The organism is Microbacterium sp. CCNWLW134 (assembly GCF_037083565.1).
In the GTDB taxonomy this organism is placed as follows: Bacteria; Actinomycetota; Actinomycetes; order Actinomycetales; family Microbacteriaceae; genus Microbacterium.
Genome location: NZ_JBAOJU010000001.1, coordinates 2,163,532 through 2,181,715, shown reverse-complemented (window position 1 = coordinate 2,181,715; position 18,184 = coordinate 2,163,532). Strand labels below are relative to the sequence as shown.

Below are 18,184 nucleotides of genomic sequence, written 5' to 3'. Positions count from 1 at the left end.
CGACACCGGGTACCTCGTGCGGCGGCGGGGCCGGTACGGCGGCACCTTCGTCGCCGACCCGCTTCCGCAGCCGGCGTGGGGGGGGGGGGGGGGGGGCGCGGGGGGGGGGGGGGGGGGGGGGGGGGGGGGGGGGGGGGGGTCGGGCCCCCCCCCCGCGACCTGGGAGCGTGAGCTCATGCCTACTGACCGACCTCGGCTTCGTAGTCGGCCTGGACCGAGCTCAGCAGGCCCGCCGCGTCCTGCTCACCGGCGACCAGTCGCTGCACGTTGGGCGTCCAGCTCTGGGCGTAGATCGCTCCGGTGGCGTTGGCGATGAAGTCCATCGCGCCGTCGGCGTCGTTGATCGTGGTGCCGGCGGCGAGGGTCTCGGCGGTGACCGAGCCCTCGGCGACCTCGGGCATGAAGGCATCGGCCGGCCCCATCGGGTGGGATCCGCCGACCTCGACCGTGATGGTGCGCGCCGTCTCATCCGTGGCGACCCAGTTCAGGAAGAATGCGGCGCAGTCGGGGTTCTCGGCGTTCGCGGAGATGCCGTACGTGAGGGGTGCCGACATGGCGCCGATCGTTCCGCCGTCTTCCAGCGGCGGCATGACGAAGAAGCCGGCGTTGTCGGGCATCTGGGTGTCGAGGTTGCCCGACTCCCAGTCGCCGCTGAAGATGAAGACGCTCTCGCCGCCGATGAAACGGCTCATCATCTGCGAGTAGTCCATCGAGTTGACGTCGTCGGCGAAGAAGCCCTCCTCGACCCAGCCCTGCAGGTGCTCGGCGGCCTCGAGGTTGTCGGGGGTGTCGATCGTCGCCCCCTCCTTCTGGAAGATCCAGTCGTTGATCGGTGCGGTCTCGCCGTACGAGGCCATCAGCAGCTGGAGCGGGAACAGCAGACCGCCGGTCGCGCCGCCGTTGAACTGGGCGATCGGCGTGAGCCCGGCGTCGCGAGCGGCGGCGAGGTAGCCGTCGAACTCCTCGAGCGTCGCGGGCGGCTCGGTCATGCCGATCTGCTCGGCGAGCTCCTTGTTGTAGAACACCCCGGTCATCGAGAAGTTCAGGCCCATCGCGTACAGCGGTCCGTCGCCGCGACGGCCCTCATCGTCGACGCGCAGCTGCTCGAGCTGCGAGGCGGGCCAGTCGGTCCACCCGAACGCCTCGGCGTACGGGTCGAGGTTCAGAAGGAGGCCACTGGAGGCCAGTTCCGACATCTGCGGCAGGCGCATGAGGTCGGGCGGCGAGTCCTGGAGCACCCGGGGCGCGTTCTGCGTGATGACGGCGAACTGGTCCTCGCGGATGTCGAAGGTGACGTTCGGGTACTGCGTGGTGAATTCGTCGGCCAGCTCCTTGGGAAGGGGGAAGCCGGTCTCGATGTACATGTCGAGGACGACGTCCTCCTCTCCGCAGGTGGGAGCGCCGTCCAGGGTCGGCGCAGCCGACCCGTCGGTGTCGGTCGCGCCGCCGCCGCCGGGAGGGGCGCAGGCGACGAGAGCGAGGGCGGATGCTGCGAGCAGGCCGGTGGCGAGGTAGAGGCGTGACCGGTTGCCGTGTGATTGAGACACCAATGTCTCCCTTCCTTGGGATTTCGATGGCTTCGATCGGGTGGGCGAGGAACGCAGGGGGCTGCGAGTACCTTGAGCTAACTCGATTCAGCATCGTGCTAAATCGTGTTAGCAAGGATCATCATGACCAGCGACCGCGTGTCTGTCAACTCCGTTGATCGCGACCCGCGGGGTGTTGTTACCCACCCGTTAGGATCGGCCTGGAACGAAGGACGAGTGACGTGACCCGACGCCGTGTGACCCTCGCCGATGTGGCTCGCGCCGCCGGTGTCTCGCGGACGACGGCATCGCTGGTGCTGTCGGATCGTGGAACCGAGCTGCGCATATCGGAGGCGTCGCAGCAGCGGGTGCGCCAGGTCGCCTCGGAACTCGGCTACCGTCCCAACATCCTCTCCGCCGACCTTCGCCGCGGATCCAGTCGCACGATCGGCTTCATCTCCGACACCATCGCCACCTCGCAGCTCGCCGGTGACATGATCAAGGGCGCCCTCGACCATGCCCATCGCGAGGGGTATCTGCTGTTCATCGGTGAGACCGAGGGGGATCTCGCCGAAGAGGAGCGCCTGGTCCAGACGATGCTGGACCGACAGGTGGACGCCGTGGTGATCGCCTCGATGTTCACCCGGGAGCGGCCGATTCCCGAGGGGGTGCGCGGCCGATCCGTCGTGCTGCTGAACGCTCTGCCTGACGAAGCGGGAGCGGTCACCGCGATCATCCCCGATGAATACGACGCCGGACGGCGTGCGGCGGAGCTTCTGCTGGCGGCCGGTCACACGCGCATCCACCTCGTGGGCGCCGGACCGGATCGTGACCAGGTGGCGCCCCAGACGGTCGCGGGTCGCGAGCGGCTCGCGGGCATCCTCGACGCGCTCGCCGATGCCGGCATCGCGCCGGCGAGCGGACGGATGTGCAAGGTCTGGCTCCCCGAGGACGGATGGAGGGCGACCGCCGACCTCGTCGCGTCCGGTGCTCGGGGCGAAGCGATCATCACCTTCAACGACCGGCTCGCCTTCGGCGCCTACCAGGCGCTGCAGGAGGCGGGCATGCGGGTTCCCGACGACTTCTCGCTGGTCTCCTTCGACGACCACCAGCTGGCCGGGTGGCTGCACCCGGGCCTGACCACTTTCGCCATTCCGCATTACGAACTCGGGCGCCGTGCCATCCAGTACCTCCTCGACGGAGAGGATGATGCGGTCGCCGCCGTCGAACGCATCGAGATGCCGTTGCGCTCGCGCGGCTCCGTCGCGCCGGTCGGCGGCGTCGCCGCCTCCGGTGCCGTCACCCCGTCGGAGCGGCCTCGTCCGTCGCGCGCTGCGCGGCCAGTCGGCGCTCGCGCATCGCGAGGAACAGCGGAAAAGTGAAGGCGATCGCCGTGATGCCCGACAGCACGATGTAGAGCCACCACCGCTTCATCCCGAGCCGTCGCCCCTCGACGACGATCACAACGCAGGCTGCGATCGCGACGACCAAGAGGTCGACGGTGATGGATGAGACCGCGGGGCCGCTGCTGACGAGGTCGCCGATGAAGTCGCGCATCTGCACGACAGCCCAGACGTTGAAGACGAAGGTGGCGACGAGTCCCGCCATAGCCAGGACGAGGAAGGCGATGGCGAGTGGGGGCCAGGGGTCGCGGGCGCGGGTCATGGGTCGAAGGCTAGCGCCGTATCATCGTGCGGTGCTCGCCTTCGACGATCCGCTGCCCCGCCGCCCGCGCCGGGTCGCGGTGGCAGGGGTGTCGGGGGCGGGGAAGACGACGCTCGCGGCGAGGATCGCAGAGGTCACCGGCGCGCCGCACACTGAGATCGACGCCCTCTTCCACGGAGCCGGTTGGACCGAGCGGCCAGAGTTCCTCGACGATGTCGGGCGGCTGGTGGCGGGGGAGTCGTGGGTGACCGAATGGCAGTACGCGACCGCGCGTCCTCTCCTCACCGCGCGTGCCGACATCTTGGTCTGGCTCGACCTGCCCTACTGGAGCTGCGTGTTCCCCCGGGTCGTGCGGCGGACCCTTCGGCGGCGGCTCCGCCGCGAGGAACTGTGGAACGGCAACATCGAGCCTGCGCTCCACACCTTCTTCACCGACCCCGAGCACATCGTGCGCTGGTCGATCAGCACCAGGCACAAGTACGACGAGCGGATTCCCCGACTGGCCCGTGATGACACGGCGCCGGCGGTGATTCGTCTGCGTTCGCAGAACGAGGTCGATCAGTGGGTCGATGGACCGCTGCGGGCCAGTGCGCGACTCTTTTGATCCCGCACCCTCGCCACCATGCTCACCCGCTCCTGCTCATTCAGAAGGGGGCGACGGTGAGTCCGTCGTCGTCGGTGGGGACGAACGCGACCCGTGAGGGTGGGTGGCTGTCGTAGGTCTTCCCGCCGGGGCTGGTGAATTTCAGCACCCCGCCGGGGAGTTGTTCCACGTGCCAGTTCGTCGCGTGTTTCAACGTGTGGTGCCTCACGCATTCGTTGCAGAGGTTGTCGTTGGAGGTCGGTCCGCCCAACGCGAAGTCTTTGGAGTGGTCTTTGTCGCACAGTTTCGCGGGCCTTCGACATCCGGGTGTTCGGCCGGTGACGTCGCGGGCGTTGAGGAACCGGGTCTGGGAGGGATGGAGCACGTATCGGTCCACGGCGGTGACGACCCCGGTGATGGGGTCGGTCATGACCCGGTCCCAGACCCTGGTCGTTCCCGCCATCTTTCTGGCTGTCTCGGGGTCGACCGGGGTGACTCCGTTGAGTTCGGCCCCCGACGTCGTCACCCCGGTGAGGGTGGTGATCGGGATGGTGATCTGCACTTCGGCCCGGATGGCGCTGAGCCCGCCCTGCGCCCCGTCGGTGGGGTCGATCACCGGGGACCCGGCGAGGAGCATGTCCAGGGCGAGGTCGCAGCGGATCTCATCCAGCGACCGGTCGTCGAACCACGGCTCCGTCGTTTCCTCCTCCGGCGCATCCGCTTCACCCTGCGTCGCGGCGTACTCGCGCCGCTTGGCGCGGTCGACGTCCTTGATCGTGGTGCCCTGCCCGGTGAGCCGGTTGAAGGCGCCGTGGATGTACACGTTCCCGCCGAGGATCGTCAGGGTCGACAGGGTGTCGTCGAGGTCGGTGACCCACACCCGGCGTTCCCGGATCGCGGTGTCGTGTCGTTCCTGCAACGGCCTCGGGTCGAGGACCGCGGCACGTTGGATGGCGTACTTCTTCGTCCTCGGGACGGTCTGACGTTCGGCTTCGACGAGGACGATGCGTTCGAACGCCGCCCGGTCGGTGGCATCCTCGATCACCCGGCCCGCGTCTTGGATCACCTGCGCATGCGCCCGACTGACCCGCCCCTCCACCAGCGCCGCCATCGTCTGAGGGAACAGCTCGATCAACTCGTGGGCGTCGTGCATCTGCGACTGCATCGACCGGTCATTCACCCTGACCGCCATCCCCAGTTCCAGCGCCATCGACCGCAGCGGCATGTCCCGTTCCCGCGATGAGACCGAGCCGATCCGTGACCGCTGCTCGAGCGTCAGCGCGTATGCGTCGGCGAGCAACCGGGTCTCCTTCGCCTCGAGCGCCGCCCGACGCCGCCGCAGCTTCGCCAGCTCATCCGCGAACACCCCGGCGCGCTTGTCCTCCGCCCGCCGCCGCTTCTCGTCCGCGTCCACTGGAAACCCCGTCTCGATGACCTATCAGAATCATCGCAGAGGGTTCCGACATTACGCATGGAAAAGAGGCACGTAGTGTCGTATATATCTTCGCAATCCGGATGCGCTACCGGCCGCCGCTCACGTCGAGACAGTACGCTCAACCGGTGACCTCGCACACCCTCCCCGATGGTGCGGTTCTCCGCCGCGCCCAGCCCGGCGATGAGCCGGGCATCCTCGACGCCATCTCCGCCCTCGCGGTCTACGAGCGAGAACCCGATGCGGTGGAGAACACCGTCGAGGCGCTGACCGCTTCGCTGTTCGGACCCGAGCCGCGTGTCTTCGCCCACGTCGTGGAACGCGACGGGGCGATCTTCGGCATCGCGATCTGGTTCCTCACCTACTCCACCTGGACCGGAACGCACGGCATCTGGCTCGAGGATCTCTACGTGCACGACGTCGCCCGGGGCCGCGGCTACGGTCGCGCGCTCATGCAGGCGCTCGCGGACGAGTGCGTCGAACGCGGGTACGCACGGTTCGAGTGGACGGTTCTCGACTGGAACGAACCCTCGATCGGGTTCTACCGGGCGATCGGCGCCCTGCCGATGGAGGAGTGGACCACCCAGCGTCTCAGCGGTGACGCCCTGCGAGCCCTCGCGCAGACCGCTCCCGAGCGGGGATGACCGCGGGGATCACCTCCCACACGCCCACACGAAAGCGGCGGGTGCGGCATGTCCTGCACCGCACCCGCCGCTTCGCGCGCCCATGTCAGACGCGGCGATATGTTCCCGTCATCGGGCAGTCGAAGGGGTCGCGGGCCGCGAGCCCCACCCGGTTCAGGTACGCGATCACAATGGCGTAGGAGCGCCACAGTGTGGTCTCGGTGTACGGCACATTCAGCGTCTCGCAGTGGTCGCGGACGATGTCACGGGCCTTGGCCAGATGCGGGCGAGGCATGTTCGGGAAGAGGTGGTGCTCCACCTGGTAGTTCAAACCGCCCATGAGCACGGTCGCCCACCATCCGCCGCTGACGTTGCGCGAGGTGCGCACCTGCTTGGAGAAGAAGTCGAGCTTGGCGTCCTTGGCGATGACCGGCATGCCCTTGTGGTTGGGGGCGAAGGAGGCTCCCATGTAGACGCCGAAGACGGCCAGCTGCACGCCCAGGAAGGCGAAGGCCATGCCCAGGGGCAGGAAGAGGAAGACGGGCACGAGCACGACGCCGAAGCGAAGGAACAGCAGTGCGAGCTCGGTGATCCGGCCCTTCACGGGCTGCCGGCTGAACAGGTGGCGGAACGCGATGGCGTGCAGGTTCAGCCCCTCGAGCGTCAGCAGGGGGAAGAACAGGTACCCCTGTCGCCGCGTGATGGCCCGCCGCAGGCCCCGGGCCGTCGCCGCATCCTCATCGATGAACGAGATCGTGTCGATCTCGATGTCGGGGTCCTTCCCGACGCGGTTCGGGTTCGCGTGGTGCCGGGTGTGCTTGCTGGCCCACCACGAGAAGCTCATGCCCACGACCCCGTTGCCGAGGATGAGCGCCAGCCGATCGTTCGCGGGGCCGGAGCTGAGGATCTGACGGTGAGCCGCCTCGTGCGCCAGGAAGGCCACCTGAGTGAAGAGGATGCCGAGGGCCGCGGCGATGAGGAGCTGGAACCAGCTGTCTCCCAGCAGGATGAAGCCGGCGATGCAGGCACCGAAGCCGAGTGCGATCGCGGCGCCCACCAGGGCGTAGAACCAGCGTGCGCGGGCGAGGAGGCCGGTTTCACGGACGATCTGCGCCACATCGGTGTAGGCGCGGGCCATGGGCGGGAATTCCGCCGTGCCGGCGTACGTCTGACGAACAGGTCCGAGGCGGGGCTCGAGGACGGTGGAAGAGATGGGGTTACCTCGGTTTCGATCGCGACCACTTCGGCCTGGAAAGCCAAAGGCGGATGCCGATCGCTTTCTTCAGCGTACGTACCCTCGTATCCACGAAGCGGTATACGCCGAGTTCCCAGAAAGCCGTCAGCCGGCGGGGAGACCTTTCGGTCACCCCCGCCGGCTGACGGAATGAAGATCAGAGTGCGCGGATGTTCGCAGCCTGCATGCCCTTGGGGCCACGCTCGGCGTCGAATTCGACTTTCTGCGCTTCGTGGAGCTCCTTGAAGCCCTCACCGGTGATCGCGCTGAAGTGCGCGAAGAGATCGGCCGAGCCGTCGTCGGGTGCGATGAACCCGTAGCCCTTCTCGGAGTTGAACCATTTCACGGTGCCAGTGGCCATCGTGTCTTTCCTTTTTCTTTTCGGGCCGCGGAGGCGACCGGGTGTGCCGCTCCCACAAGTGCGGAGCGGACGTGTTCAGCGCGGCCCGATAACAGACCCGCGTGAAGCCCGTCAACCGTAGCACGGCAACGGGTGCGGATCAGGAGAGCTTTCGCAGCGCGGAGCCCTTATGTGCGGCTTTGTCGCCGCTCTTCTCCGATTCGACGATGTACGCCGGCTCGTCGTCACTGGCGGTGAACTTCTGGCCGGCGAACTGGAAGTCCTTCGTACGACGCTCCACCACCGTGCCCTGGGTGCGTCCCTGCGACGTGCTCCAGCTGACGCGATCGCCCTTCTTGAGGTCCTTGGTCACGACATCCTCCTTCTCTTCCGAGAATGGTCGCGCCCCCGCGGCGTGGGACGAAGCCCTTGACCGCGGGGGCGAAACCTGCGAAGAGCGGCCGGTCAGACCGTCGATGTCGCCTCCGAGCGGCGGGGGAGGACCCACCCTGCGCGCGGGAAGTGGCAGGTGTAGCCGTTCGGGATGCGCAGCAGGTAGTCCTGGTGCTCGGGCTCGGCCTCCCAGAAGGGTCCTGAGGGCTCGATCGTCGTGACGGCCTTGCCGGGCCAGAGGCCCGAGGCGTCGACGTCGGCGATGGTGTCGCGCGCGACCCGCTCCTGCTCCGGGGTCAGCGGGAAGATCGCCGAACGGTAGCTGGTGCCGATGTCGTTGCCCTGACGGTTCAGCGTCGACGGGTCGTGGATCTGGAAGAAGAACGCCAGGATGTCGCGATATGTCGTCTGCGAAGGATCGAAGACGATCTCCACCGCCTCGGCGTGGCCGGGGTGGTTGCGGTAGGTGGCGTGATCGTTGCTCCCGCCCGTGTAGCCGACGCGGGTCTGCAGGACCCCGGGCTGCCTGCGGATCAGATCCTCCATGCCCCAGAAGCATCCGCCCGCGAGGACGGCGGTCTCGGTGCCGGGGAGGCGGGTGATCGCTCCGGTGTCGGTGGGTCCACTGGTCATGAGGCGTTCTCCTTCTGGGTGTTCTCGAACAGTCTGCGGTATGCGCCGTACCCCTGGGCCTGCAGGTCCGATGCAGGCACGAAGCGCAGCGCGGCGGAATTCATGCAGTAGCGCAGCCCACCGGCATCCCGCGGTCCATCTCGGAAGACGTGCCCGAGGTGGCTGTCAGCGATCGCCGACCGCACCTCGGTGCGCGGCAGGATCATCTTCCAGTCCGTCTTCGTCGTCACCGCTTCGGGGTCGATGGGGCGCGTGAAGCTCGGCCACCCCGTTCCGCTGTCGAACTTGTCGGTGGAGGAGAACAGCGGTTCTCCCGACACCACGTCGACGTAGATTCCCGGGTCGTGGTTGTTCCAATGGGAGTTGCGGAACGGCGGCTCGGTGCCGTCGCGCTGCGTGACCTGGAACTGCAGGTCGGTCAAGGCGCTGATCGCCTCGGGGGTCTTGCGGTACTCGTTCGTCACGATTCCTCCTCACGCGGCTGGCTGCCGCGTCACAGTAAGAGAACCGTCGGCAGGACGGATTTGGTCCCGTGAAGCTGGGAGCCGCCTGCGAATCCGGCGCCACTGGCAGGGTGGTGGCCGCTTGTCAACCGGGGAGCGCCCCCTGTGCCTGGGGGATGGAATGGACGCAGACCTCGACGAAAGGGACGTGATGAACGAGACGGCCACCCCAGAGAACGACGAGCAGGCCAAGCTCCGAGAACTGCTGAAGAAATTCCGCTTCGCGATGGTGACCACGCGTGCCGCGGACGGTTCGCTCCAGGCGCACCCCCTCACCGTTCAGGAGGCGGAATTCGACGGCGACCTGTGGTTCGTGATCGCACGCCATGCGTCTGCCGTGCAGCACGTCCAGGCCGACCCTCGCGTCGGGGTGTCCTTCAGCTCGAACGACGCCTGGCTGTCGCTGTCGGGTCGTGCCGAGGTGGTGACCGACGACGCGAAGCTGCGGGAGCTCTGGAACGCCGGCGTCGAGGCCTGGTTCCCGAACGGTCCCGAGGATCCCGAGATCGTCCTCCTTCGGTTCGACGCCGAGGGAGGGGAGTACTGGGACAGCCCAGGTGGCCGGGTCGCCACCCTCCTGGCCTTCGTGAAGCACAAGGTGACCGGCGAGCGCCTCGAGGGTGAGCACGAGAAGTTCGACCTGTGACACCCATCGCGACGGTGACCCGCCGACACCGGGTCGTGGTGATCGGCGGCGGCAACGGCGGGCTCTCGGTCGCCGGTCGACTCGTCCGGCGCGGAGTCTCCGACATCGCCGTCATCGAGCCCCGCAGCGAGCACGTCTACAAGCCGCTGCTCTCGCACGTCGCGGGCGGGACGGCGCGACTTCACGAGACGCTGCGTCCGCAGGGTGAGGTGACCCCGCGCGGAGTCGCCTGGATCCAGGATGCTGCGAGCGACATCGATCCGGAACGCTCGACGGTGACCCTCGGCAGCGGCGAGGTCATCGGATACGACCACCTCATCGTCAGCGCCGGCGTGCAGCACGACTGGACGCAGGTGCCGGGGTTGTCTGCGGCGCTGACCACTCCGAACGTGGTGTCGAACTACGAGCCCGATCTCGCGGGGAAGGCGAGCGTGGCTCTGCGCGACCTCCGGCGCGGCACCGCGGTCTTCGTCCAGCCACCCGGCCCCGCCTCCTGCGCGGGGGCCGGGCAGAAGCCGATGTACCAGGCGTGCGACTACTGGCGTCGAATCGGCGTGCTCGACGACATCCGCGTCATCCTCGTCCTTCCCACTCCGACGATGTTCGGGATTCCCGAGATCGACGCCGAGCTGGAGCGGGTCGTCGCCCGGTACGGCATCGAGGTGCGCTACTCGACCGAGCTGGCGATCGTCGACGGTGACCAGCGTCACGTCACCCTCGAGTCGCACGGGACGCGGGAGAGGATCGATTACGACGTGCTGTCGGTCGAACCGTCCCAGTCGGCACCCGATTGGCTCAAAGCGACGCCGCTGTCCGCGGAATCCGACCCGGGCGGATTCGTCGCCGTCGACGCCGAGACCCTCCGGCACCCCCGATGGCCGAATGTCTGGAGTCTGGGCGATGCCGCGGACACGACGAATTCGAAGTCGGGTGGGGCCCTGCGCAAGCAGAGTTACGTGCTGGCGAAGAACCTCGCGGCCGTGATCGCCGGGCGTCGTCCGACGGCACGCTACGACGGGTACTCGGTCTGCCCGTTCACCGTCTCCCGCTCGACGGTCGTCTTCGCGGAGTTCGATGATCGCGGCGAGCTCAAGCCGACGATCCCCTTCTGGCGGTCGATGTACCGCGAGAACCGGCTGTCGTGGATCTTCGACCGACGCATCCTCCCCTGGCTGTACTGGCACGCCATCCTGCCGGGTCGGCTCTGACTCAGGCGGAGCCGCTCCAGGGGGCCGGGACGATGACCCAGAGGACGACCGCGGGGGCGCCGCCGTCGACCTCCCATGTGTGGGGTTCGCGGCCCGGGAAGGTCAGGGCGTCGCCCGGCGAGAGCGAGACCGTTCGATCGGCGAACCGCACGGTCATCCGGCCCGTGACGACGTGGACCACCTCGACGTCGCAGTTGATCGTGTAGAGCTCGCGGCCCCCGTGGGCGTCGGCGGCGAGCTCGGATCGCAGCAGTTGCACCCGCTGTTCGGAACGCGGCGAGAGGAGTCGATCGTCGACGTGGACGCCACCGAGATTGACGCGGGGAGCATCGTCCCAGGTCACGCGCTGCACTTCGGGCTCGGCGAACAGCGCACCCATCGGCAGGGACAGCACCTGGCACAGCTGCACGAGCGTCGACACGCTCGGTGAGGTCTCGTCCCGCTCGACACGGCTGAGGAATCCCTTCGACAGGCCGGTGGTCGTGGCCACCTGCGCGAGCGACATGCCCTGCGCAGTGCGAGCGGCGCGCAGCTTCGCGCCGATGGGGGCCACCTTCTCTTCGGCCGCCGGATGGATCGCCCTCACCGATCCTCCTTCCGCGTCGCTCTTGACGCCGGGCGTGCACGGGCGTAGCGTGCAGCGCAGCAGTTGCGCCCAGCGTACCAAAGGTTTACTAATATGCAACCCTCTTCTTCTTCGACACCGCGTGGCCCGGTGGATGCGAGCGTCGTCCCTCGATTCGCAGGCATCGCCACCTTCGCGCGCCTGCCGACCCTCGACGAGGTCGGACGCGCGGACGTCGCTGTCGTGGGCGTGCCCTTCGACAGCGGGGTCAGCTACCGGCCGGGCGCGCGCTTCGGACCCGCGCATGTGCGCGAGGCCTCGCGACTGCTGCGTCCGTACAACCCCGCCCAGGACGTCTTCCCCTTCGGGGCTCAGCAGGTCGCCGACGCCGGCGACATCGCCGCCAACCCGTTCGACATCGACGCAGCGGTGACCGAGATCGCCGCGGCCGCGAGGAAGCTCGGCGAGCGGGCCACGCGCCTGGTCACGATCGGCGGCGACCACACCATCGCCCTGCCGCTGCTGCGAGCGGTCAGCGAGCGCCACGGCCCGGTCGCCGTCATCCACTTCGATGCGCACCTCGACACCTGGGACACCTACTTCGGCGCGCCGACCACCCACGGCACACCGTTCCGGCGGGCGTCGGAGGAGGGGCTGATCGATCTCACCGCCAGCATGCACGTCGGCATCCGCGGACCGCTGTACGACAAGAGCGACCTCAGCGACGACGAGCGGCTCGGTTTCGCCATCGTGACGACCGACGAGATCGAGCGCGACGGCGTGGCGCGTGCGATCGAGCGGATCCGCACCCGCGTCGCCGGTGCGCCGGTCTATCTGTCGATCGACATCGACGTCCTCGACCCCGCGCACGCCCCCGGTACCGGCACCCCCGAGGCCGGAGGGCTCACCAGCCGCGAGCTCCTCACCATCATCCGCAGTCTCAGCGATCTGCCGATCGTCGGCGCCGACGTCGTCGAGGTCGCACCGGCATACGACCACGCGCAGATCACCGCGGTCGCGGCCAGCCACACCGTCTACGAGCTGCTCAGCGCGATGGCTCCGAAGGGGGCGAACGCATGAGGACCCCGACGCATGACGAGGTGATCCAGGCCGCGGCCGAGATCGTCGACGCCTACGCCGCCACCGACGGCGGGCGGTACTTCTCCCTGTTCGCGCCCTCGGCGACCTTCCTCTTCCACACCGAGCCGCGGCGGCTCGACGACCGCGCCGCCTACGAGCGGCTCTGGGACTCGTGGATCGGCGAGGGATGGCGCGTCGTGTCGTGCGTCTCGTCCGATCCGCTCGTGCAGCTCCGCCCGGGGTTCGCCGTCTTCACCCACACCGTGGACACCACGGTGGCGACCGAAGGCGGTGAGGAGTCCTTCCGCGAGCGCGAGACCATCGTCTTCGCCGTCGAGGACGCACAGCTCGTCGCCGTCCACGAACACCTCTCGCCTCTCAGCTGAGACCCTCCCTCTCCCTCTCCCAAGGAGCCCGATGATGTCGCTCTACACCCGCCTCGATCGCCGTCTGCAGTCCCAGTCCGATGACGCCGGGCCCGTCCGAGGGGACTATTCGCTCGGTCGCATCCTGATGATCTGGCTCGCTGCCAACCTCGTCGTGACCACCCTGCTCACAGGAACGCTGTTCGTTCCCGAGGTCGGCTTCGGCACCGTCATCGGCCTGATCGTCGGGGGAACGATCCTCGGCGCCGCGGTGCTCGTGACGGTGGGTGCGATCGGAACCCGCACGGGACTGCCGACGATGGCGCTCACACGGGGCCCGTTCGGCACGCGCGGCAGCCTTCTCCCGGTGGCCGCCAACGTCGTGGTCCTCATGGGGTGGAGCTGGGTGCAGGCGATGCTCGCCGGACTGGCCCTGAACTACATCGTCGCAGCGGTGACGGGGTTCTCCAGCCCCGTGCTCTTCGCCGTGATCTGCCAGACGATCGTCGTCGTCCTCGCGATCTTCGGTCATGCGGGGGTGGCACGGGTGGAGCCGTGGTTCGCAGCGGTCATCCTCGCCATCGCGGTCTACATCTTCGCCGTCTCGTTCGCGACCTTCAGCCCGGCGGAGTTCGCCGCCATCCCGGCTCCTGAGGTGCCGTTCTACACGCCCGGTCTCGTCTTCGACGTGGTGCTCGCCACCGCCATCTCGTGGACGGTGCTCTCAGCCGACTTCAACCGCTTCGCACGCTCGACCCGCGCCGGTGTCATCGGCGCGGGCGTGGGCTACACTCTTTCGACCGTGATCGCGATGTCGCTCGGAGCGACGGCGATCGGATATGTGGTCCTCAGCGGTGGCGAGGCGATCCCGTTCGATCCCGCGACCGTCGTGGAACCCTTCGGCGCCCTGTTCGCGGTGGCCATCTTCCTCTCCGTCATGGCGACGAACACGATGGTGGTCTACGGGATGGTGACCACGGTGGTCAACGCCGTACCGGGGTCACAGGTACGGTTCCTTCCCGCCGCCCTCGTGCTGGGTGTCATCTCGATCATCGGTGCGACGTTCTTCGGGCTGCTGGATCAGTTCACGACCTTCCTCGTGACGATCAGCGCGCTGTTCGCACCGGTCTTCGCAATCATGATCGTCGACTACTACGTCATCAAGCGGGGTGACTACGACGGCGACATCCTCCGGCCCAACGGCGGCCGCTTCTGGTACACCGGGGGTGTCAACCTCCTGGCGGTGGCAGCCTGGGCAGTCGGTGCGGTCCTCGCCTATGTGTGGGCCTACGTCTGGCCGCTGCCGTTCGGAGCGACCGTGCCCGCCTTCGTGGTCACCTTCCTGCTCTACCTGCTGGTCTCCCTTCGCACCCGCCGGAGCGGACCGTTCGCGCCGGAACGCCATCTCGCTGAGAGTCGGATGGACTGAGGCGCCGTGATCCACGATCTCAGCCATGTCGTCTCCGACGGGATGCCGGTGTACCCGGGTGATCCCGAGGTGCACGTCGAGGCCGGGCTGACCATCGCGGCGGACGGGGTCGATGTCGCTCGGCTGACCATGGGCTCGCACACGGGCACGCACGTCGACGCGCCCTCGCACACCGTCCCGGGCGGACGGACGATGGCGTCGGTGGGTCTCGACGAGCTCGTGGGCGACGCCATCGTGTTCCGGGTTCGGGTCGGCGAGGGCGAGACCTACGGCTGGGCCGAACTCGACCCGCGGGGAGATCTGCCGGAGACGCTGCCCTCGATCGCCCTGATCAGCACCGGCTGGGACGCCTTCTTCACCGATGATCGGCGGCGCCTGCGGCATCCGGCCCTCGATCCCGCTGCCGCGCGGATTCTCATCGACCGCGGTGTTCACGTTATCGCCGTCGACACCCTGAGCCCCGACCCGACGGGCGCTGCCGACTTCCCCGTGCACGACGTCGTCCTCGGCTCCGATCACCTCATCGTCGAGAATGTCCGCGGGGTCGCGGCGCTGCCCGATCACGTGCGCGTGGGGTTCTTCCCGCTGAGGATCTCCGGCGACGGTGCGCCGGTGCGCGCGGTCGCCTTCACCTGAGTCAGGCGATCCGCTCGCCGCACATGCCGCAGATCCCGGTCGCCGACACCTCGATGAAGCAGTCGGGGCACACCGGCCGGGGTTTGTCCTCCACCACCCGGCGTTGCGGCGTCGTCTGCTCGCGCGGCGCACGGGGAGCTCGCGCCTTGCGGACTGGTGCCGGCGCGGCTGGTGGAGGGGGCGTCACAGCCGGCACGTGCGCGGCGCAGTAGAAGCGGACGAACCCCGAGTGATGATTCGGATGACGGTGCTTGACCGCGAAGAGCGCGGTGCGTTCCCACGTCGCCACCTCGGCCGGGCACCCCGAGCAGCGCGCGGGATCGCCGGGAGCGACGTCGGCGGCGGGGACGGGGGTGTCGAACGGGAGGGCGTCTCGCCAGTCCGCTGAGGATGCGACTCTCATCTCGGTGGGCCTCCCGGAGGTGTCATCGGCTGTCGGTGGTCGACGCCGACGCCGCGCTGTTCATCGTAGGCGCCGCGCGGGGCGGGTCGCTCTCGGGGAACGCTGTGGTCACCGACCATTCGGTGACGCTTCGGAGAACGCCGCGCAACGCGATCGCCTCGCGCCTGGCAGCGGCCGGCCCCTCGGTCGCATGGACATCGATCGCCAGCGGCGGGGGCTCACCGAACTTGGGGATCTCGATCTCGATCCACACTCCGTCGCGGAGGGGGATCCGAGGGTGCGCGGTGCCACCGCCGACCACGGTGCTGCCCGTCGCACGCGCGATGATCGCGAGGGCCGCGAGCTTGTCGACCGCGTCGGCGGCGACGAGGGTGGCCACGGCAGGCTCGGCGGCCGACGCATCAGGTGGGGCGGACATGAATCCAGTCAACCAGCCCCCGGCGACGCGTGGCGCGGAGTCGTACGCTGAATCTATGGCGATCCTCGTGCTCACCCTCGTCGGAACCGACCGCGCCGGCCTCGTGGCCGCGGTGGCCGAGGTGATCGACGCCCACGGCGGCAACTGGGAGCACAGCGAGCTGGCAGAGCTCGCCGGGGCCTTCGCCGGCGTCGTGCAGGTGTCGGTGCCCGAGGAGCGACTCGACGACCTGCAGGCGGCTCTGGATGCGGTCCCTGGGCTCGTCACGGTGAGTGTGCCGGGGAAAGGGGGCGGTGCGCCGCACGACACGACGTCGCGCCGCCTGTCTTTCACCGTGCTCGGCAATGATCACCCGGGGATCGTCCACGAGATCTCCGCAGCCCTCGGCTCCCACGGCGTGAGCATCGACCGGATGAGGACCGAGACCCGCGATGCGGCGATGGCCGGCGGTCGCCTGTTCGAGGCGACCGTCTCGGCCGTGGTGCCGCCCTCGGTCGAGGTCGCCGCGGTCATCGCCGACCTCGAGCGGATCGCCGCCGAGCTCCAGGTCGACGTCGCCGCGCGCGACTGAGCGCACCACCACTCCCTTCCCCGGTGGGAATTCCCTGCCGCGCCGGCGGCGTTGCGATCAATGGAGGTACGCCCGTGACATCCCCGCTGTTCAGCCCGCTCACCGTGCGCGGCATCACCCTGGCCAACCGGATCGTGATGGCGCCCATGTGCCAGTACTCCGCCGATCCCGACGGACCCGACGTCGGCGCACCGAACGACTGGCACGTTCAGCACTACGGTTCCCGGTCGCTCGGGCGCCCCGGCCTCATCATCGTCGAAGCGACCGCGGTCAGCGCCGAGGGTCGCATCTCGGCCTACGACCTGGGCATCTGGAACGACACGCAGCTGGCCGCACACCGCCGGCTCACCCGGTTCTTCCGCGACAACGGCGTGGCCGCCGGGATCCAGCTCGCCCACGCCGGGCGGAAGGCGAGTTCACCGCGACCGTTCGACGGCCCGTTCGGGAGTGACGAGCCTGCCGCCGACTGGCAGCCGGTCGCCCCGAGCGCCGTGGCGTTCGCGCCCGGCAAGCAGGTTCCGACGGCGCTGGACCGTGCGGGAATCGACGAGGTCATCGGGCAGTTCGCCGCCGCTGCGGAACGTGCGCGTGAGGCCGGCTACGACGTCATCGAGATCCACGCCGCCCACGGGTATCTGCTGCACGAGTTCCTCTCGCCCGTGTCGAACACCCGCACCGACGAGTACGGCGGCTCTTTCGAGAACCGCGTGCGGCTCCTCGAGCAGGTGACGGATGCGGTGCGGCAGGCGGTCGGCGACCAGACGCCGATCTTCGTGAGGATCTCGGCCACCGACTGGGTGGAACCGGCCGGCTGGACGGCGGATGACAGCGTGCGGCTCGCCGGCCTGCTTCGCGAGCGCGGCGTGGACGTCGTGCACGTCTCGACGGGCGGAAACGTCGCCGACGCGCGGATCCCCGTCGGACCGGGGTATCAGGTGCCGTTCTCCCGCCGCATCCGGCAGGAGGCCCAGGTGCTCACGGCGGCCGTGGGTCTGATCCGCGACCCCGAACAGGCCGAGGAGATCCTCGATGCCGGAGACGCCGACCTGGTCGCGCTCGCGCGGGAGTTCCTCCTCGACCCCCTCTGGCCCGTGACCGCCGCGCGCCACCTGGGGGAGGAGTGGTCGCTCGCGCCGCAGTACGAGCGGGCGGAGATCCTCGCGCGACGGGACGCACGCACATCGGTCTGAATCCGACGGCGCCCCAGGGTGCCCCGGGGCGCCCCGCGCCTGCGAGTTTGCTCCATGCCGACCCTCAGCGATGCATAACGACATATCGTTGAGTATCGCTCGACGTCGCGACCGCGACGGAGCGGAGGAGGTCATCATGAGCAACTCATTCTTCGGCGAAGCATTCTCGGGGCGCGGCGGGTCGGCGTCGGGATGGCCGATGTCGAACATCGCGGAGGCCATGGACCAGTTGCGCTCCGCCTTCGAGAAGGGCGTCGGCAGCGGGTCCGCGCCGCGGATGAACCGAGGCGACGTGCGCACGGCCGTCCTCACCCTTCTGCTGGAGCGCCCCATGCACGGCTACCAGATCATCCAGCTCATCGAGGAGCGCAGCGGCGGCAGCTGGAAGCCCAGCGCCGGCTCGGTCTACCCCACGCTCCAGCTCCTCGCTGACGAAGGCTTGATCGAGGCCACGGAAGCGGATGGGCGCAAGACCTACAGCCTGACCGAGGGCGGAATCGCCGAGGCCGAGGCCGCCGCCGAACGCGGAGCGCCCTGGGAGTCCGGCGGGGCGTCGCACCGCGAGTCGCCGCGCATGACCGCTCTCCCCAAGGCTGGTCTCGACCTGGCACAGGCCGCGGCACAGGTGGCGCGCTCCGGCTCGTCGGCTCAGGTGGAAGAGGCTGTCGCCGTCCTCGAGGACGCGCGCCGTAGGCTCTACTCCATCCTCGCCCAGAGCTGATTCGACGCCACTCGTGCGTC

The 18,184-nt window shown here is 68.7% G+C and carries 23 protein-coding genes; 12 read left to right on the top strand and 11 right to left on the bottom strand.

The features are described from left to right. Positions 1-179: 179 nt before the first annotated feature. Complete coding sequence (locus V6S02_RS10405) at positions 180-1,547, bottom strand: ABC transporter substrate-binding protein (protein WP_336400750.1); 1,368 nt, start codon at positions 1,545-1,547, stop codon at positions 180-182. Positions 1,548-1,768: 221 nt separating this feature from the next. Between V6S02_RS10405 and V6S02_RS10400 the strand changes: the two genes are divergently transcribed. Further along, a complete protein-coding gene (locus V6S02_RS10400) occupies positions 1,769-2,908 on the top strand; it encodes a LacI family DNA-binding transcriptional regulator (protein ID WP_336400749.1) in 1,140 nt (379 codons plus the stop codon). Here V6S02_RS10400 and V6S02_RS10395 read toward each other — a convergent pair. Beyond that, positions 2,826-3,191 (bottom strand): DUF2834 domain-containing protein, encoded by a 366-nt coding sequence (locus V6S02_RS10395; protein WP_336400748.1) that lies wholly within the window; start codon positions 3,189-3,191, stop codon positions 2,826-2,828. The two genes, V6S02_RS10400 and V6S02_RS10395, sit on opposite strands and share 83 nt — an antisense overlap. A gap of 31 nt (positions 3,192-3,222) precedes the next feature. Here V6S02_RS10395 and V6S02_RS10390 point away from each other — a divergent pair, with 31 nt between their 5' ends. Then, a complete protein-coding gene (locus tag V6S02_RS10390) occupies positions 3,223-3,795 on the top strand; it encodes an AAA family ATPase (protein ID WP_336400747.1) in 573 nt (190 codons plus the stop codon). A 40-nt stretch (positions 3,796-3,835) separates the two neighbouring features. On the opposite strand, the gene V6S02_RS10385 is transcribed toward V6S02_RS10390, so the two are convergent. Continuing rightward, entirely contained in the window at positions 3,836-5,188 is a 1,353-nt protein-coding gene (locus V6S02_RS10385; RefSeq protein WP_336400746.1) for an HNH endonuclease signature motif containing protein, read from the bottom strand. A gap of 146 nt (positions 5,189-5,334) precedes the next feature. Between V6S02_RS10385 and V6S02_RS10380 the strand changes: the two genes are divergently transcribed. Beyond that, positions 5,335-5,850, top strand: coding sequence for a GNAT family N-acetyltransferase (locus V6S02_RS10380; RefSeq protein ID WP_336400745.1), 516 nt, complete (start codon positions 5,335-5,337; stop codon positions 5,848-5,850). 85 nt (positions 5,851-5,935) lie between these two features. On the opposite strand, the gene V6S02_RS10375 is transcribed toward V6S02_RS10380, so the two are convergent. The 5 genes from V6S02_RS10375 to msrB form a co-directional block, all read right to left on the bottom strand. Then, entirely contained in the window at positions 5,936-6,967 is a 1,032-nt protein-coding gene (locus V6S02_RS10375; protein ID WP_442927911.1) for a fatty acid desaturase family protein, read from the bottom strand. Between the two features lie 253 nt (positions 6,968-7,220). Further along, positions 7,221-7,424 (bottom strand): cold-shock protein, encoded by a 204-nt coding sequence (locus V6S02_RS10370; protein ID WP_124293899.1) that lies wholly within the window; start codon positions 7,422-7,424, stop codon positions 7,221-7,223. A gap of 139 nt (positions 7,425-7,563) precedes the next feature. Beyond that, positions 7,564-7,776 (bottom strand): DUF2945 domain-containing protein, encoded by a 213-nt coding sequence (locus V6S02_RS10365; protein WP_124293898.1) that lies wholly within the window; start codon positions 7,774-7,776, stop codon positions 7,564-7,566. Between the two features lie 92 nt (positions 7,777-7,868). Beyond that, positions 7,869-8,429, bottom strand: coding sequence for a peptide-methionine (S)-S-oxide reductase MsrA (gene msrA, locus V6S02_RS10360; protein ID WP_336400744.1), 561 nt, complete (start codon positions 8,427-8,429; stop codon positions 7,869-7,871). Further along, positions 8,426-8,893, bottom strand: coding sequence for a peptide-methionine (R)-S-oxide reductase MsrB (gene msrB, locus V6S02_RS10355; RefSeq protein WP_336400743.1), 468 nt, complete (start codon positions 8,891-8,893; stop codon positions 8,426-8,428). Before msrB ends, msrA begins: the two co-directional genes overlap by 4 nt. A gap of 190 nt (positions 8,894-9,083) precedes the next feature. Between msrB and V6S02_RS10350 the strand changes: the two genes are divergently transcribed. Together V6S02_RS10350 and V6S02_RS10345 are read left to right on the top strand one after the other, a co-directional pair. Further along, a complete protein-coding gene (locus V6S02_RS10350) occupies positions 9,084-9,578 on the top strand; it encodes a pyridoxamine 5'-phosphate oxidase family protein (protein WP_336400742.1) in 495 nt (164 codons plus the stop codon). Continuing rightward, on the top strand, positions 9,575-10,786 hold the full coding sequence (locus V6S02_RS10345) for an NAD(P)/FAD-dependent oxidoreductase (RefSeq protein ID WP_442927910.1): 1,212 nt from the start codon (positions 9,575-9,577) through the stop codon (positions 10,784-10,786). Before V6S02_RS10350 ends, V6S02_RS10345 begins: the two co-directional genes overlap by 4 nt. Before the next feature lies 1 nt (position 10,787). Here V6S02_RS10345 and V6S02_RS10340 read toward each other — a convergent pair whose 3' ends face one another. Continuing rightward, positions 10,788-11,372 (bottom strand): helix-turn-helix domain-containing protein, encoded by a 585-nt coding sequence (locus V6S02_RS10340; RefSeq protein ID WP_124293894.1) that lies wholly within the window; start codon positions 11,370-11,372, stop codon positions 10,788-10,790. Positions 11,373-11,465: 93 nt separating this feature from the next. Between V6S02_RS10340 and speB the strand changes: the two genes are divergently transcribed. From speB to V6S02_RS10320, 4 genes are read left to right on the top strand one after another with little or no spacing between them, the layout of a single operon-like run. Further along, positions 11,466-12,431 carry an agmatinase gene (speB, locus tag V6S02_RS10335; RefSeq protein WP_336400741.1) on the top strand — a complete coding sequence of 322 codons (966 nt, stop codon included), beginning with the start codon at positions 11,466-11,468 and terminating at the stop codon, positions 12,429-12,431. Then, the gene (locus V6S02_RS10330; protein WP_336400740.1) at positions 12,428-12,817 is read left to right on the top strand and encodes a YybH family protein; all 390 of its coding nucleotides are present in this window, start codon (positions 12,428-12,430) and stop codon (positions 12,815-12,817) included. Before speB ends, V6S02_RS10330 begins: the two co-directional genes overlap by 4 nt. 31 nt (positions 12,818-12,848) lie before the next feature. Continuing rightward, entirely contained in the window at positions 12,849-14,225 is a 1,377-nt protein-coding gene (locus tag V6S02_RS10325; RefSeq protein WP_336400739.1) for a purine-cytosine permease family protein, read from the top strand. A 6-nt stretch (positions 14,226-14,231) separates the two neighbouring features. Continuing rightward, complete coding sequence (locus tag V6S02_RS10320) at positions 14,232-14,861, top strand: cyclase family protein (protein ID WP_336400738.1); 630 nt, start codon at positions 14,232-14,234, stop codon at positions 14,859-14,861. Position 14,862: 1 nt separating this feature from the next. On the opposite strand, the gene V6S02_RS10315 is transcribed toward V6S02_RS10320, so the two are convergent. Both V6S02_RS10315 and V6S02_RS10310 read right to left on the bottom strand, forming a co-directional pair. Continuing rightward, the gene (locus V6S02_RS10315) at positions 14,863-15,264 is read right to left on the bottom strand and encodes a glucose-6-phosphate dehydrogenase (protein WP_336400737.1); all 402 of its coding nucleotides are present in this window, start codon (positions 15,262-15,264) and stop codon (positions 14,863-14,865) included. Positions 15,265-15,286: 22 nt separating this feature from the next. Further along, positions 15,287-15,682 (bottom strand): hypothetical protein, encoded by a 396-nt coding sequence (locus V6S02_RS10310; protein ID WP_124293888.1) that lies wholly within the window; start codon positions 15,680-15,682, stop codon positions 15,287-15,289. Between the two features lie 55 nt (positions 15,683-15,737). Between V6S02_RS10310 and V6S02_RS10305 the strand changes: the two genes are divergently transcribed. The 3 genes from V6S02_RS10305 (at position 15,738) to V6S02_RS10295 (ending at position 18,164) form a co-directional block, all read left to right on the top strand. Continuing rightward, the gene (locus tag V6S02_RS10305; RefSeq protein ID WP_336400736.1) at positions 15,738-16,253 is read left to right on the top strand and encodes a glycine cleavage system protein R; all 516 of its coding nucleotides are present in this window, start codon (positions 15,738-15,740) and stop codon (positions 16,251-16,253) included. Positions 16,254-16,327: 74 nt separating this feature from the next. Beyond that, on the top strand, positions 16,328-17,443 hold the full coding sequence (locus tag V6S02_RS10300; protein ID WP_336400735.1) for an NADH:flavin oxidoreductase/NADH oxidase: 1,116 nt from the start codon (positions 16,328-16,330) through the stop codon (positions 17,441-17,443). A 136-nt stretch (positions 17,444-17,579) separates the two neighbouring features. Beyond that, a complete protein-coding gene (locus V6S02_RS10295; RefSeq protein ID WP_124293885.1) occupies positions 17,580-18,164 on the top strand; it encodes a PadR family transcriptional regulator in 585 nt (194 codons plus the stop codon). Positions 18,165-18,184 lie beyond the last annotated feature (20 nt).

Excerpts from the sequence above, each read along its gene's own strand:
- V6S02_RS10395 (WP_336400748.1), bottom strand. The coding sequence starts at position 3,191 with ATGACCCGCGCCCGCGACCCCTGGCCCCCACTCGCCATCGCCTTCCTC.
- V6S02_RS10375 (WP_442927911.1), bottom strand. The coding sequence starts at position 6,967 with ATGGCCCGCGCCTACACCGATGTGGCGCAGATCGTCCGTGAAACCGGC.
- V6S02_RS10370 (WP_124293899.1), bottom strand. The coding sequence starts at position 7,424 with ATGGCCACTGGCACCGTGAAATGGTTCAACTCCGAGAAGGGCTACGGG.
- msrA (WP_336400744.1), bottom strand. The coding sequence starts at position 8,429 with ATGACCAGTGGACCCACCGACACCGGAGCGATCACCCGCCTCCCCGGC.
- V6S02_RS10350 (WP_336400742.1), top strand. The coding sequence starts at position 9,084 with ATGAACGAGACGGCCACCCCAGAGAACGACGAGCAGGCCAAGCTCCGA.
- speB (WP_336400741.1), top strand. The coding sequence starts at position 11,466 with ATGCAACCCTCTTCTTCTTCGACACCGCGTGGCCCGGTGGATGCGAGC.
- V6S02_RS10330 (WP_336400740.1), top strand. The coding sequence starts at position 12,428 with ATGAGGACCCCGACGCATGACGAGGTGATCCAGGCCGCGGCCGAGATC.
- V6S02_RS10325 (WP_336400739.1), top strand. The coding sequence starts at position 12,849 with ATGATGTCGCTCTACACCCGCCTCGATCGCCGTCTGCAGTCCCAGTCC.
- V6S02_RS10315 (WP_336400737.1), bottom strand. The coding sequence starts at position 15,264 with ATGAGAGTCGCATCCTCAGCGGACTGGCGAGACGCCCTCCCGTTCGAC.
- V6S02_RS10310 (WP_124293888.1), bottom strand. The coding sequence starts at position 15,682 with ATGTCCGCCCCACCTGATGCGTCGGCCGCCGAGCCTGCCGTGGCCACC.
- V6S02_RS10305 (WP_336400736.1), top strand. The coding sequence starts at position 15,738 with ATGGCGATCCTCGTGCTCACCCTCGTCGGAACCGACCGCGCCGGCCTC.
- V6S02_RS10295 (WP_124293885.1), top strand. The coding sequence starts at position 17,580 with ATGAGCAACTCATTCTTCGGCGAAGCATTCTCGGGGCGCGGCGGGTCG.